General features: G+C 33.9%; 14 protein-coding genes. 6 read left to right on the top strand and 8 right to left on the bottom strand.

Annotated elements, in window-relative coordinates:
* The first annotated feature begins 38 nt into the window (after positions 1-38).
* Complete coding sequence (locus DOS84_RS10015) at positions 39-314, top strand: co-chaperone GroES (RefSeq protein ID WP_100431955.1); 276 nt, start codon at positions 39-41, stop codon at positions 312-314.
* Between the two features lie 34 nt (positions 315-348).
* On the top strand, positions 349-1,977 hold the full coding sequence (groL, locus tag DOS84_RS10010) for a chaperonin GroEL (protein ID WP_111409972.1): 1,629 nt from the start codon (positions 349-351) through the stop codon (positions 1,975-1,977).
* Between the two features lie 408 nt (positions 1,978-2,385).
* Here groL and DOS84_RS10000 read toward each other — a convergent pair whose 3' ends face one another.
* The 8 genes from DOS84_RS10000 to xrtF all read right to left on the bottom strand — a co-directional run bounded on the left by DOS84_RS10000 (position 2,386) and on the right by xrtF (position 9,626).
* Positions 2,386-3,063: a DedA family protein gene (locus DOS84_RS10000; RefSeq protein WP_111409970.1), complete on the bottom strand. Its 678-nt coding sequence runs from the start codon at positions 3,061-3,063 to the stop codon at positions 2,386-2,388.
* A gap of 210 nt (positions 3,064-3,273) precedes the next feature.
* The gene (locus tag DOS84_RS09995; RefSeq protein WP_424320174.1) at positions 3,274-3,588 is read right to left on the bottom strand and encodes a heavy-metal-associated domain-containing protein; all 315 of its coding nucleotides are present in this window, start codon (positions 3,586-3,588) and stop codon (positions 3,274-3,276) included.
* 123 nt (positions 3,589-3,711) lie between these two features.
* Entirely contained in the window at positions 3,712-5,724 is a 2,013-nt protein-coding gene (locus DOS84_RS09990) for a TonB-dependent receptor plug domain-containing protein (protein WP_111409968.1), read from the bottom strand.
* Between the two features lie 62 nt (positions 5,725-5,786).
* Complete coding sequence (locus DOS84_RS09985; RefSeq protein WP_111409967.1) at positions 5,787-6,200, bottom strand: HYC_CC_PP family protein; 414 nt, start codon at positions 6,198-6,200, stop codon at positions 5,787-5,789.
* Between the two features lie 72 nt (positions 6,201-6,272).
* Positions 6,273-7,628: an MBL fold metallo-hydrolase RNA specificity domain-containing protein gene (locus DOS84_RS09980; RefSeq protein WP_111409966.1), complete on the bottom strand. Its 1,356-nt coding sequence runs from the start codon at positions 7,626-7,628 to the stop codon at positions 6,273-6,275.
* Positions 7,629-7,763: 135 nt separating this feature from the next.
* The gene (locus DOS84_RS09975; protein ID WP_111409965.1) at positions 7,764-8,594 is read right to left on the bottom strand and encodes a restriction endonuclease; all 831 of its coding nucleotides are present in this window, start codon (positions 8,592-8,594) and stop codon (positions 7,764-7,766) included.
* Between the two features lie 62 nt (positions 8,595-8,656).
* A complete protein-coding gene (locus DOS84_RS09970; protein WP_111409964.1) occupies positions 8,657-9,100 on the bottom strand; it encodes an exosortase F system-associated membrane protein in 444 nt (147 codons plus the stop codon).
* Positions 9,090-9,626 carry an exosortase family protein XrtF gene (gene xrtF, locus DOS84_RS09965; protein ID WP_111410021.1) on the bottom strand — a complete coding sequence of 179 codons (537 nt, stop codon included), beginning with the start codon at positions 9,624-9,626 and terminating at the stop codon, positions 9,090-9,092. Before xrtF ends, DOS84_RS09970 begins: the two co-directional genes overlap by 11 nt.
* A 71-nt stretch (positions 9,627-9,697) precedes the next feature.
* Here xrtF and DOS84_RS09960 point away from each other — a divergent pair, with 71 nt between their 5' ends.
* The 4 genes from DOS84_RS09960 to DOS84_RS09945 all read left to right on the top strand — a co-directional run bounded on the left by DOS84_RS09960 (position 9,698) and on the right by DOS84_RS09945 (position 14,034).
* Entirely contained in the window at positions 9,698-10,153 is a 456-nt protein-coding gene (locus DOS84_RS09960; RefSeq protein ID WP_111409963.1) for a GAF domain-containing protein, read from the top strand.
* 133 nt (positions 10,154-10,286) lie between these two features.
* Entirely contained in the window at positions 10,287-10,556 is a 270-nt protein-coding gene (gene rpsO / locus DOS84_RS09955; RefSeq protein WP_077374687.1) for a 30S ribosomal protein S15, read from the top strand.
* A 212-nt stretch (positions 10,557-10,768) separates the two neighbouring features.
* Complete coding sequence (locus tag DOS84_RS09950; RefSeq protein ID WP_111409962.1) at positions 10,769-12,904, top strand: polyribonucleotide nucleotidyltransferase; 2,136 nt, start codon at positions 10,769-10,771, stop codon at positions 12,902-12,904.
* A gap of 419 nt (positions 12,905-13,323) precedes the next feature.
* Entirely contained in the window at positions 13,324-14,034 is a 711-nt protein-coding gene (locus DOS84_RS09945) for a hypothetical protein (RefSeq protein WP_124020630.1), read from the top strand.
* The last annotated feature ends 4 nt before the right edge of the window (positions 14,035-14,038 follow it).

Below are 14,038 nucleotides of genomic sequence, written 5' to 3'. Positions count from 1 at the left end.
TACAACAACAGTAAAAATTAACATAAACATAAAAAATCATGACTTTAAACATTAAACCACTTTCAGATCGAGTTCTTATTGAACCAGTTGCAGCTGAAACGAAAACGGCGTCAGGAATTTTTATTCCAGATACCGCAAAAGAAAAACCACAAAAAGGAACTGTAGTTGCAGTAGGAAACGGAACTAAAGACCATACCATGACTGTCAAAATTGGTGATACAGTACTTTATGGAAAATATGCTGGGACGGAATTAAAATTAGAAGGAAAAGATTACCTAATCATGCGTGAGGATGATATTTTAGCAATCATCTAAAATCAAATAAACGAATCAACAAATAAACAATAAAATGGCAAAAGATATAAAATTTGATATTGAAGCACGTGACGGATTAAAACGTGGAGTTGATGCATTGGCAAATGCGGTTAAAGTAACCCTTGGGCCAAAAGGACGTAACGTAATTATTGGAAAATCTTTTGGTGGTCCAAACGTAACTAAAGATGGTGTTACAGTTGCCAAAGAAATTGAATTGAAAGATCCATTGGAAAATATGGGTGCTCAAATGGTAAAAGAAGTTGCTTCAAAAACCAATGATTTAGCTGGAGACGGAACTACAACTGCTACGGTATTGGCACAAGCTATCGTTAAAGAAGGATTGAAAAACGTTGCTGCCGGAGCAAATCCAATGGATTTGAAACGTGGTATTGACAAAGCTGTTGAAGCTATCGTTGCTGACCTTGCCAAACAAGCAAAAGTAGTAGGAAGCGACTCTGAAAAAATCAAACAAATTGCTTCTATTTCTGCCAACAATGATGAAGTGATTGGTGAATTAATCGCTAATGCTTTCGCTAAAGTTGGTAAAGAAGGTGTAATCACTGTAGAAGAAGCCAAAGGAACCGATACGTATGTAGATGTTGTGGAAGGAATGCAATTTGACAGAGGATATCTTTCTCCTTACTTTGTAACCAATCCAGAAAAAATGGAAGCTGAACTAGAAAGCCCATACATCCTTTTGTATGACAAAAAAGTTTCTTCTTTAAAAGAATTATTACCAGTATTGGAGCCAATCGCACAAACTGGAAAACCATTATTGATTATTGCAGAAGATGTTGACGGTGAAGCTTTATCAACTTTGGTGGTAAACAAATTGCGTGGTGCCTTGAAAATCGCTGCTGTAAAAGCACCTGGTTTTGGAGACAGAAGAAAAGCAATGCTAGAAGATATAGCTATCTTAACAGGTGGAACTGTAATCTCTGAAGAAAGAGGATACACTTTAGAAAACACTACCCTAGAGATGTTAGGTTCTGCAAAAAGAGTAACTATCGACAAAGACAACACTACAATTGTAAGTGGTGCCGGAGAAGCTGATATGATCAAAAATCGCGTAAACCAAATCAAAGGTCAAATGGAAACTACGACTTCTGATTATGACAAAGAAAAATTGCAAGAACGTTTGGCTAAATTAGCTGGAGGTGTTGCCGTTCTTTATGTTGGTGCTGCTTCTGAAGTAGAAATGAAAGAGAAAAAAGACCGTGTTGACGATGCACTTCACGCGACTCGTGCAGCTGTTGAAGAAGGAATTGTTGCTGGAGGTGGAGTAGCTTTATTGAGAGCTAAAAACGTTTTAAGCACTATTGTTTCAGACAACGCTGATGAGAAAACAGGTGTTCAAATTATTTCTCGTGCGATAGAATCTCCTTTAAGAACTATTGTAGAAAATGCAGGTCTTGAAGGCTCTGTTGTTGTTGCAAAAGTTAGCGAAGGTTCTGGAGATTTTGGATACAATGCCAAAACAGACGAGTACGTAGATATGCTAAAAGCTGGAATCATTGATCCTAAAAAAGTAACTCGTATTGCATTAGAAAATGCTGCTTCGGTTGCAGGAATGATCTTGACTACAGAGTGTGCTTTAATAGACATTAAAGAAGAAAATGCAGGTGGAGCCCACATGGGTGGAGGTATGCCAGGAATGATGTAAAAATCAGCATTACATTCAAATATAAAATCCGTCTTGAATTCATTCTCGACGGGTTTTTTTTATGCCTTTTCAGGAACATTTTGCCTAATTCAATTAACAGTTTTAGGAGCAGAAAGATTAGGCCTTTTTAGTAAAGATGGTTCCCGCTATTCGTTGCAATCCATATGTACCGAACACCAGCACATATGGATTTTCACTCCTATCGGGGCTAAAGGCAAAGATTAGGCATTTTTACAGTGATCAGAGAATTATAAAAACTCCAAAAAACGTCAAATTTGACCTTTTTAGGAGTCATAGCCCACGCTTCAACCTTGGGCAACGTAATGGCATTTTTGTATTCATCAAAACAAAGCACAAAAAAACCGCCTTGCTCAATTGAACAAGGCGGTTCCATTTGTTTAGTAATTATTAATGATGAACAACTTTTTTCTTGATCATCTTTAGAAGAACAGGCAAAGTTGAAACTAAAATAATTCCGATGACGATTTTCTCAATATGTTCTTTTAAGTCAATTCCCATGTCCAAAAACATTCCATAAAGATAATGCCCTGAAAAAATCAAAACAAAAGACCATAAAATCGAACTTACTACATTAAAAAACATAAATTTCTTTCTGTCCATTGAGCCTATTCCAGCAACTATCGGTGCAAAAGTTCTTACTATAGGCAAAAATCTTGCATAGATAATGGCCTTCCCACCATGCTTCTCGAAAAACTCCTTGGCTTGAAGCAAATATTTTTTCTTAAACAAAAGTGTATCTTCTCTGTTGTACAAATAATAACCGCTTTTGGCGCCAAACCAATAGCCTACCATATTGCCCAAAACCCCCGAAAGGGCTACCAAAGACGAAAGTATAACGAGATTTACGAAATCACTTTCTATGAAAAGAATGTTCTGAACCAAATCACGACTATAAATTCCCGCTAGAAAAAGCAAACTATCACCTGGAAGAAAAAAACCGGCAAAAAGACCCGTTTCTGCAAAAACAATGAATAAAACAATGTACAAACCCAGTTGAATGCCACCAATTGTAAAAGTTATATAAAATTCAGGATTTACTAATTGGGTCCATTCAAAATTATTCATAAATTTTTGTTTTTATTTAGGCTGTGAAAGTAAGGATAATTTAGGTTAACCACAATTTATTACTTCATTTTAAAGTTTTATTAACGATTTAAAAACCACAAAAAGCATTAAAATTAAACTTCTATTTTAATGCTTTTTTTTATTAATGTAAGTTACAAATTAATGGGCACAAAAAAAATTTATACCACAAAATAATCTATAGCTGTACAATTACAATCTTTCATATTGGCAACAATAATGAAGATTATCATAGTCTTCTTTCGTTGATTTTACGGAATCCGTATCGTGGCCTACTTTAGCAATTGCTTTTTTTACGTCCGCCAAAGAACATTTTTCTTCATTAATAATTAAGCTCAATTGATGTGTCTCAACACTCCACGAGGCCGACTTCACTCCCGGAACCGAATAGGCAGCCTTTTGAATTCTCTTTTGACATTGCTCACAGTTACCGTTTACTTCAGTAGCATACTTTGCATTTTTATTTTGCTTTTCTTGACCTTGAGCCGAAATTGTAAAAACAGTCATTAGTAAAACCGCAACTACATACTTAACCTTATTGCTGTTTTTTCCGAATCGTAGAATATTTGTCTTCATTTTTATAAGTATAAAAATTTAATTATTTTTTTGATATTGATTATTGATAGTCCTTTATTTTATTTTTAATCTTAACCCCGCATAATACATCTGCCCGAATACTGGTGCATATAAAATAGTCGCATCAAAATAGGGGCCAAAAGGGTTTTGCGCATCCACGATTGCAGGATTTTGAATGTAATTCCCAATATTCTCCCCTCCCACATACACTTCAAAAGTAGAAGAAAATACTCGGGTAATTTGAGCGTTCATCAAAGAATAGGCAGGTGAATATTCCGGGAGTTGAAATCCCACAGGATTTGATGCTGTGTAAGGCAATTGTTGCTCTCCAATCCAGTTATAGGTAAAATCGAATTTCCATTGCTTTCCTTTGTCTTTAATACTGGTTTCATAACCCAAATTCCCGAAGAAACGATGAGCCGCCTGCAAAGGTCTTTGGTACTTCCCAGACAAATAATCGGTTTTGATATCGTAATATTTATAAGCAGAACGCAATTCCAAACGCTTCGCCAATTCATAATTGAATTCCAATTGAAAACTGTTGGCAAACGAAACACCATCCAAATTATGAAAAATCACTTGTTGCGGACTTTGCATAATATCCACCACTACTTGATTCTGAAAATTGGTTCTGTAAAAATCCGCCGTAACATCACCGTTTCGATTGAACAACTTGAAACCTTGCATAAAGCTCACACCATAATTCCAAGCAATTTCAGGATCCAATCCATATATTTTGCCTCCAACATTTGTAACATTAAAAGCTCTGGAACTGGCAAACAAGGTTTGATTTTCGGCAAAAATATTGGCTGGACGTTTCCCTCTACCTGCAGAAACTCGCAAAACTCCTTTCTCCCAAGGATTGTATTTCATATGAATTCTTGGCGTAACAAAAACACCTAAACGATTCCCATAATCTGCCCTACCACCAAGAATCAAGCTAAAATTATCTTGATTATCATAGGTATATTCAAAGAAAACTCCAACAGTATTGTCTATCCTACTGTAATCTGTTGTATTAACAAACTCGTTATAACTATCATAAGTAAAATTCAAGCCTGTGGCAAACTTGTTCTTTTCATTATTGATGATCGAATTAAAAATCAAGTTCGAATAAAAACTATTTTGCTGCATATTGTAGCCATTCAATCCAAAATAAGAATTCTGGTCATAACTAGAAAAAGCATTTTGGAAACCAAAACTTTGAAATGGTATATCCTTAAAAACATAGCCTATTTTTGTAGAGACATCTAGCTTTCTAGTATCGATTTCAGAACCCCAGGAGTTGTTTGTTCCTTTGTCTGTATCAGGATCAAAACTGGTTTCTCCCATTAATTTAGTATCATTCATATACTGCAGATTAATGAAACTAACCCAACCCGATTCGGCATTATAATACTGATAGCGATTGAGTAAATTGAATTGTTTTTGCAAAGGATTATCCAGAAAGCCATCGTCATTTTTATCCATTTTGGAATCCCTTATATTGCCATGCACCAATAAACTGGTTGCCCATTTGTCGGACAGTTTTTGATTGAAATTGGCGTTCAGTTCAAAACGGGAATCAGTAGAACCATAAGCGTTTAATAAAAATGGAACTTCCGACATCGGTTTTATTAATTCAGTATTGATTTGACCCGATATGCTTTCGAAGCCATTTACCACACTACCCGCTCCCTTTGTGATTTGGATACTTTCTATCCAAGGGCCAGGCGTAAAGGAAAGCCCATAAACCTGCGAAGCCCCACGAACGGAAGGAATGTTTTCCTGGGTCATCATCAAATACGGGCTTGTTAAACCCAACATTTTGATTTGCTTAGTTCCGGTCAATGCGTCCGAAAAATTGACATCTATTGAGGGATTGGTTTCAAAACTTTCGGCAAGATTGCAACAAGCAGCTTTGAGTAATTCTTTTTTGGTTACTAATGTAGTATTACCGGAAAGTGTGTATGTTTTTTGCATGCTCTTGCGTTTGGCCTGAACTTTTATTTCTCGTAAAGTATCTTGTGAATAAGAATTAAAAGCAGCAAACAAAAGCACTAAAACTATTGTTGTTCTTTTTTTCATGATTAAAATTATAATGATTAAAAATGTCAAACCTCTAAAAATGGTTCAACTTAATTTAGACATTATAATTTATCGTAAAGGAGGTATTGGCTGTACAGCTTGAAAAGTGGCGGTGCGTTTGCATCGCAATAATAAGAAGTGGCAGAATTATTTTTAAAATTGTCGACAGCGGTAAAAACAAACGAATGTGTTTCTGGAATCACAAAAGCATAATCCATCTGGGAAGAAAATGATTTAATAACACCATTATCTCCTTTTTTCTGAATGACTACTTTTTTATCTTTGCAACAAGTTTCTTTTTTACTGACTACTTTTTTTTCGCAACAACCCTTTTCAACTTGTATTGATGACAAAGTTGAATTCAAAGAAACTGAGGAAATCTCGGCTCCACAATAATGCACATTAAACGCAAAACCTATATTGGAAACCAACAATAAGACTGCTAGAAATATACTTATGTGTTTTTTGAATTGCATTGTGCAAAATTAGCATTATTATTAACTCTAAAAAATCAAATTCTTGTTAAACTTTTAAAAGATAATAAAAACCTACAATTCAAACTCCTGACCCATTAAAGGAACAATGCATTCAAAACCATATTTTTCTTGAATTTTGATTCTTAATTCATCGGCGGGTTCATTTTCACCATGTACCAAAAAAACTTTTTTTGGAGCCTCCTCCAAATCCGAAAGCCAGTTAATTAAATCCTTTTGGTCACCGTGAGCTGACAAACTTTCTATTTCAACGACTTTGGCTTTTACCTGATAGTATCTTCCGTGTATTTTTATATCAGTAGCACCTTCTAGCAATTTTCTTCCGCGAGTACCTTCTCCTTGATAACCAATTATGATTATGGTCGTTTCAGGCAAACCAATATACCGTTCCAAGTAACTCAAAACCCTACCTCCAGTAACCATACCACTGGCGGCAATCACTATTTTGGGCTGTTTATTATAAATGGTATCTATGGTTTCTTGGTAATCTGAATTCAGGGTAAACATTTTACACATGGCGGTAAACTCATCCTGATGCAGACGATGCCATTTTCTGTTATTTGTAAAAAGTTCCAGCATACTTATACCCATTGGAGTATCAATAATATAAGGAATATTAGGAATCTTATTTTCTTCCTTCAATCGCCAAAGTAAATACATTATACTTTGGGATCGCTCAACTGCGAAACTTGGAATTATGACCGTTCCGCCGCTTCGAACCGTATTATTGATATACATTTCCAATTCAACTTTAGGGTCGATAGCCGGATGAAGCCTATTACCGTAAGTGCTTTCAAGGAAAATATAATCAGCTTTTTTAGGTTTTGTGGGCGGAAACATCAATACGTCATTATCCCTTCCAATATCACCAGAGAACACAACAATTCTATTTTCAAGCCGAAGTTCAATCGTACAAGCCCCCAAAATATGTCCAGCATTGGTAAAAACAGCCTCAATCTCGGCATCCAATACAACACTTTCATTTGGATTAATTACCCTAAAATGAGGAAAAACCTTTTCGGCTTGAGCTACTGTATAAAGTGGCTCCGCTATTTCATGTTTCGAAAACTTTCCTTCATTGGCAATTCTGGCATCTTCTTCTTGAATTTTAGCACTGTCCAAAAGGATCAGCTTAGCAACATCTTTTGTTGGACTAGTGCAATATATTTTACCTTCAAAACCTTGATTTACTAATCGTGGCAACCAACCACAATGATCCAAATGACCGTGGGTTAACAAAACAAAATCTATGGTTGAAGGCAAAATTGGCAAGGGCTCCCAATTAAGTTCTCGCAAAGACTTTAATCCTTGAAATTGTCCGCAATCTATCAAAATTCGAATGCCGTTACTTTCGACCAAAGTTTTGGACCCCGTAACTGTTCCTACTCCTCCAATGCATGTAATCTTCATTTTAATTCAATTTATATTAATAGTGAAAGATTCTGAGATGCTAAGTTTAAAAGTTTGAAAATCAGCCACTTTTAAATTGCCAGATAAAATTATTAGCGTCTTAGTCTCTTAGAATCTTAGCCTCTTTTAAAAAAACTATATAAATCCACATAACTCAGACGCTTCTTTTATAACATTTTTTATTCGATTGGGACTCAACCCAATTTTTTCCAAATCATCTCTATTATTGACAATTTCCAAAACCAAAATAACATCCAAAATCAATAATTTCTCTTTTTCAGAAAGTGTCAAAGTCGTCAAACAGGTTATGGGATATAAGCTGTGCCTATCTATTTTTGTTTTTAAATTATTGGCTGGAGGGTAATCCCAAGATAACAATTCAAGACCAGAACATTTTGCAAAATCAATCGCATCAGCTGTAAAACGGTTATTACTAACAATCCAACATTTTGAAATAACATCATTTTTAAAAAATATTTCATGTTTTTTCTCTTTCAAATCATTAAATCGAGATAAAATATACATTGGAACTTTTACATCAGTGGCAGCGTCTCTACCTAAATGAAATTTACACTCCACCATCGTAATAATATTGTTATTCTTAAGTAAAATATCAACTTCATGTGAAACGCATTTGCCCCATAAAATCATATTAACTTTGGTTTCATAGTGTTCAGAAGAAAAAAGTCGGGCAATAAATTTTTCGAAAAAAAAACCTGCAGGTCCCAGTAATCGAATTGCCTCTCTTAAATTATATCGTGCGGCATTCGAATTCGAGATTTTTTTAAGAAATCCAAAAGCCATTTTATATATATGCTTGGTAGAAATTCCTTCATAAACTTCTTTTTCTATCAATTGCAAAACATCATCAACCATAGTTGGAGAAGCGCCTGATTTCAGCAAAGATCGTTTTAATTTTGAACGGTTAAAATCAACAATATCCCCAGAATGTTTTACAATTTTCATCTTTAATAAATTTGACAATTACATAAGTCCAAATCTGTCTTAAAGATAAGAAAAAAGCATTACTAATTCTTTAACTTTTGATAATAAAAAGCTGGTAAAAAGAGAATTAAAAACAAAGGCTGTATCAAAAAACGGCGTACGTAAAACAGCAATAAATTTTCCTGATTTTTAAAAAAATGAAGAATACAAAAGAAAGTGACAATTAACAGAACAAATAAAAAAAAGTACAAGATGGATACAAATGCAATCATTTGTTTGTCTTTAAAAAGGAAATAAAGAATCCCCAAAGAAAGTATCGTATTCAATAAAAAACGAAAAGACAATCCAAAAAACAATTGTAAACCATCGAACTTGGGTAAGGGCAATTTCATATAATCTCCTTCAAAATAAAACAAAAAAGGATCATAGAACAATTGCTTTTCAAACATCCTAATAAGCACCAATAGCAAGACAAAGGTCGTAATAACAAAAACTGCAGTTTTATTTTGAAGCAATTTATTTAGCATATTTAGAAAATTTATTCACCCAAATCACCCATAAAATAAAAACCAAACCATAAATCATCAATGGAAAAAGAACACCGTGCAATAAATGGGATTGATTAGGAAAATAATACAGTAAAACTGACAAAGCCGCAATTCGAAGTACATTTAGAATATAAATTATGAGGCTTCCGCCAAAAATAAAAAGCAACGTGTTTTTTAAGCTTCCCGAAAATGCCACAATAAAAGAAACAAATAAAATAATGACACTGATTCCGTTACAGCCTTCTACAATCTTGGCAACACTTCGGTTTTGAAAAAATATAGTAAAAACAGGAGTAATATCACTTTCCACAATATAACTCGATTGATTCATCCAAGAAATAACTTCCTCTGTATTTTTTGCCACCATTCGTGTTATTTCATCTACTTTTTCATTTTCAAAACCATTCAAAAAGAACTGATAAAGCAAGGTAAGCAGTACATAAGTGCCGAAAAAACTAGCAAGAAAAAACAAAAAAGGTTTGTACTGGACGAAATATTTTTTCAAAATTAAATTTTTAACAAATTTATACAATTTTTAAAATTGGCTTTAAATACTTTTGTAAAAAATACCAGAATATGACTTTTCAAGAATTAAAGCCCAAAGTAAGCGAAATTACATTAAACACAATTCTCTCAAGAGACGAAAAACTTTTAGCAGTTTGCCAACTTTTGAGCGATTCCATTTCCTACTACAACTGGGTAGGATTTTATTTTGCTAATCACGAAGCCAAAACACTTCATCTAGGTCCATACGTAGGTGCAGAAACTGACCATACAGTTATCCCTTTTGGAAAAGGAATTTGTGGACAAGTAGCAGTTTCCAACAATAATTTTGTTGTTCCGGATGTAAGTGCTCAGGACAATTATATCGCTTGTAGTTTTACTGTAAAATCTGAAATCGTTGTCCCTCTATTTGTAAATGGAGAAAACATTGGCCAAATAGACATAGACAGTCATGTAATTGATCCTTTTACAGAAGAAGATGAACGCTTCTTGGAATTTGTAAATGAGGAGATTGCAAAGTTGTATTAAAATTTAGAAGATTGAAAAGGTTCAAAAGGCAATTAATCATTTAATTTTTGAATATTTCAATATTTTGCATTACTTTTGCACCCGTCTTATAATAGATGTAAGACATACATAAAAATCATTAAATAATATTCGAATGTATTTAACTAAAGAGATTAAAGAAGAAATCTTCGCTAAACACGGAGGAAAAGCAGAAAACACAGGATCTGCAGAAGGTCAAATCGCGTTATTCACTTACAGAATTAGCCACCTTACTGAGCACTTGAAAAAAAATCGTCACGATTTCAATACAGAGCGTTCATTGGTACTGTTAGTAGGTAAAAGAAGAGCTTTGTTGGATTACTTGAAGAAAACAGAGATCAACAGATATCGTGAGATTATCAAAGTATTGGGTATTAGAAAATAATCAATATATAAAAGAGGTGCGAGAGTGCCTCTTTTTTATTTTAGAGTTTAGAAGTTATATTTTAAATTCTTAAATTCGATATTAATTTGAAAAGATTGATATTTACATTAAAAAAAGTTTGGTTTTTCATTGGGTTTTAGGCATTAACTACGCAACAACTACAACTAACAACACAACTAGAACCCATTGTATAACCAATAAGGAAAAAATTTATGATTCCACAATTATTTGTAGAAAAAATCGATTTAGGTGATGGAAGAAGCATCACAATCGAGACAGGACGTTTAGCTAAACAAGCAGATGGTTCTGTAGTAGTAAGAATGGGCGACACAATGATACTTGCAACAGCAGTGTCAGCACGTAGCGCTAACCCAGCGGTAGATTTTTTACCTTTAACGGTAGATTACCGCGAAAAATTTGCAGCAGCAGGTCGTTTCCCTGGAGGTTTCTTCAAAAGAGAAGCTCGTCCAAGCGACAGCGAAGTATTGACAATGAGATTAGTTGATCGTGTTTTGCGTCCGCTTTTCCCAGATGATTACCATGCTGAAACACAAGTTATGATTCAGTTAATGTCTCATGACGAAGAAGTTATGCCAGACGCATTAGCTGGTTTAGCTGCCTCTGCAGCACTAGCTGTTTCTGACATTCCATTTTACAACTTAATTTCAGAAGTTCGTGTTGCACGTATCGACGGAAAATTTGTAATTAACCCAAGTAGAGAAGACTTAGCAAAATCTGACATCGATATGATGATTGGAGCTTCTATGGACTCTGTTGCGATGGTTGAAGGTGAGATGAAAGAAATCTCAGAAGCTGAAATGGTGGAAGCAATTAAATTTGCACACGAAGCAATTAAAGTTCAAATTCAAGCTCAATTGCGTTTACAGGCTGCTTTTGGTAAAAAAGAAATCCGTACTTACGAAGGAGAGAAAGAAAACGAAGAAATTTACAAAAAAGTAAAAGCTGCAGCATACGATAAAATTTATGCTATTGCAAAAGTTGGATCAGCTAAACACGAAAGAAGCGCTGCATTTGCTGAAGTAAAAGAAGAAGTTAAAGCTTTATTTACTGAAGAAGAATTAGCTGCTGACGGTGATTTAGTTTCTAAATATTTCTACAAAACAAACAAAGAAGCTGTTCGTAATGTAGTTTTAGAATTAGGAATTCGTCTAGACGGAAGAAAAACTACTGACATCAGACCAATCTGGTGTGAAACTGATTATTTACCAAGAGTTCACGGTTCTTCATTGTTTACACGTGGAGAAACTCAAGCTTTGGCTACAGTAACTTTAGGAACTTCAAGAGAAGCAAACCAAATAGATTCTCCATCTGAACAAGGTGAAGAGAAATTCTACCTACACTATAACTTCCCTCCTTTCTCAACTGGTGAAGCAAAACCACTAAGAGGAACTTCAAGAAGAGAAGTAGGACACGGAAATTTAGCTCAAAGAGCTTTGAAAAATATGATTCCTGCAGATTGTCCTTACACAATTCGTATTGTTTCTGAAGTATTGGAATCTAATGGTTCTTCTTCTATGGCAACTGTTTGTGCTGGAACAATGGCTTTGATGGACGCTGGAGTTCAAATGATAAAACCAGTTTCCGGAATTGCTATGGGATTAATCACTGACGGTGAAAAATTCGCTGTACTTTCAGATATTTTAGGAGATGAAGATCACTTAGGAGATATGGACTTTAAAGTAACAGGAACAAAAGACGGTATTACTGCTTGCCAAATGGACATCAAAATTGATGGATTACGTTATGATATCATGGAGCAAGCCTTAGGCCAAGCCCGCGAAGGTCGTATGCATATTTTAGGAAAATTGACTGAAACTATTGCCGCTCCAAGAGCAGACGTTAAAGCACATTCTCCAAAAATCATCACCAGAACTATTCCTGGAAACTTTATTGGAGCATTAATTGGACCTGGTGGAAAAGTGATTCAAGAATTACAAAAAGCTACTGGAACAACAATCGTTATAAACGAAGTAAACGAAGAAGGAGTAATCGAAATCTTAGGTACAGATCCTGCTGGAATTGAAGCGGTATTGGCAAAAATCCAATCCATAACTTTCAAACCACAAATGGGAGAAGCATATGAAGTTAAAGTAATTAAAATGCTTGATTTTGGTGCAGTTGTAGAATATACTGCTGCTCCAGGAAATGAAGTTTTACTACACGTATCTGAGTTAGCTTGGGAACGTACAGAAAACGTTACCGATGTTGTAAATATGGGAGATGTATTTATGGTAAAATACCTTGGTGTTGATCCAAAAACTAGAAAAGAAAAAGTTTCTAGAAAAGCGCTTTTACAAAGACCTCCACGTGAGGAGAAAAAAGAGTAATCAGATCTTAAGTTTACTAAAGGTTTATTTATAAAGAAAACCCCGTTTCATGTATGTGAAACGGGGTTTTTCAATTTACAACATTTATTAACGCAACTTTTTTAACTTATCGCAATCTATTAAATAACTAATAAATACATTATAAATTCAGGCCTAAATTGAAACTATACGGAATTCACATATTATCACAAACAATTTTTCAAATACTATTTATTCTGGCTTTTATTTTAGAATTTAATAAAAATTAAAAAATATAACAAATCGTGTTGCTTTTGTAAGATTAAATATTAATTTTATAAAAAAATGTATGATTTTTCTAAAATTAAGCTTAAAATCATCTATTAGCTAAAAACCAACTATAAAAAACCATTTATAAAAAAATGCAATTTAGAAAATCAAAGATTAAACTTATAGTATTATTGACTATAGTTACAAGCAGTGCCTTTAAAGCACAATCCCAAACCAATTCTGAAATTACATTATATACTAAATTTGATTCCATTGTTGGAAAAGAAAATCTTGGGCTAAATAATGGCCCCCTCGCTTTAAACCCCTACAAAACCATTGGAGACAACAATATGTTCCTCAAAAATAACAAATACACTATTGGAAATCTAGTTTATGATGGTCAATCCTATTTTAATGCAAAATTAAAATACGATATTTACAAAGATCAATTGATTTTAAACCCACCTGAACAGCCTGAGCATATTGGAATTGGTCTAATTCAAGACAAAACAGATTCTTTTTCGATATACGGGATTAATTTTATCAAAATAACAAAGAGTCAAACCGCACTATCCGATTTTACTTCTGGATATTATGAGATGATAAAAATTGGCAAAAAATTTAATTTATTCATTAAACACCACAAAGATATTCTTAAAGAAATCAACGAGGAAGGTGTTTATTATTCATTCCATGAAAAATATCAATATTACATTGAATACAACAATAAATTCTATGAAATAAACAACAAGGCTAGTATTGTAAAAATATTTCCGGAAAACAAGAAGAATATCAATGTCTTTTATCAAAAAAATAGAAACCTAAGCACAACTGACTACAAACAATTTATAAATAGTTTAATGATTTCTATTTATGATTTTTCAATAAATAATTCAAAATAATAAA

It is taken from the genome of Flavobacterium aquariorum (assembly GCF_003254745.1).
In the GTDB taxonomy this organism is placed as follows: Bacteria; Bacteroidota; Bacteroidia; order Flavobacteriales; family Flavobacteriaceae; genus Flavobacterium; species Flavobacterium aquariorum.
The sequence above is the reverse complement of the archived record's forward strand: the minus strand, read 5'-3'. Positions and strand labels throughout refer to the sequence as shown.

Bases quoted from the DNA above. Each gene is read 5' to 3' on its own strand.
- DOS84_RS09985 (WP_111409967.1), bottom strand. From the start codon at position 6,200: ATGCAATTCAAAAAACACATAAGTATATTTCTAGCAGTCTTATTGTTG.
- DOS84_RS09995 (WP_424320174.1), bottom strand. From the start codon at position 3,588: ATGACTGTTTTTACAATTTCGGCTCAAGGTCAAGAAAAGCAAAATAAA.
- DOS84_RS10000 (WP_111409970.1), bottom strand. From the start codon at position 3,063: ATGAATAATTTTGAATGGACCCAATTAGTAAATCCTGAATTTTATATA.
- DOS84_RS09970 (WP_111409964.1), bottom strand. From the start codon at position 9,100: ATGCTAAATAAATTGCTTCAAAATAAAACTGCAGTTTTTGTTATTACG.
- DOS84_RS09975 (WP_111409965.1), bottom strand. From the start codon at position 8,594: ATGAAAATTGTAAAACATTCTGGGGATATTGTTGATTTTAACCGTTCA.
- DOS84_RS09960 (WP_111409963.1), top strand. From the start codon at position 9,698: ATGACTTTTCAAGAATTAAAGCCCAAAGTAAGCGAAATTACATTAAAC.
- DOS84_RS10015 (WP_100431955.1), top strand. From the start codon at position 39: ATGACTTTAAACATTAAACCACTTTCAGATCGAGTTCTTATTGAACCA.
- groL (WP_111409972.1), top strand. From the start codon at position 349: ATGGCAAAAGATATAAAATTTGATATTGAAGCACGTGACGGATTAAAA.
- DOS84_RS09990 (WP_111409968.1), bottom strand. From the start codon at position 5,724: ATGAAAAAAAGAACAACAATAGTTTTAGTGCTTTTGTTTGCTGCTTTT.
- DOS84_RS09950 (WP_111409962.1), top strand. From the start codon at position 10,769: ATGATTCCACAATTATTTGTAGAAAAAATCGATTTAGGTGATGGAAGA.
- DOS84_RS09980 (WP_111409966.1), bottom strand. From the start codon at position 7,628: ATGAAGATTACATGCATTGGAGGAGTAGGAACAGTTACGGGGTCCAAA.
- rpsO (WP_077374687.1), top strand. From the start codon at position 10,287: ATGTATTTAACTAAAGAGATTAAAGAAGAAATCTTCGCTAAACACGGA.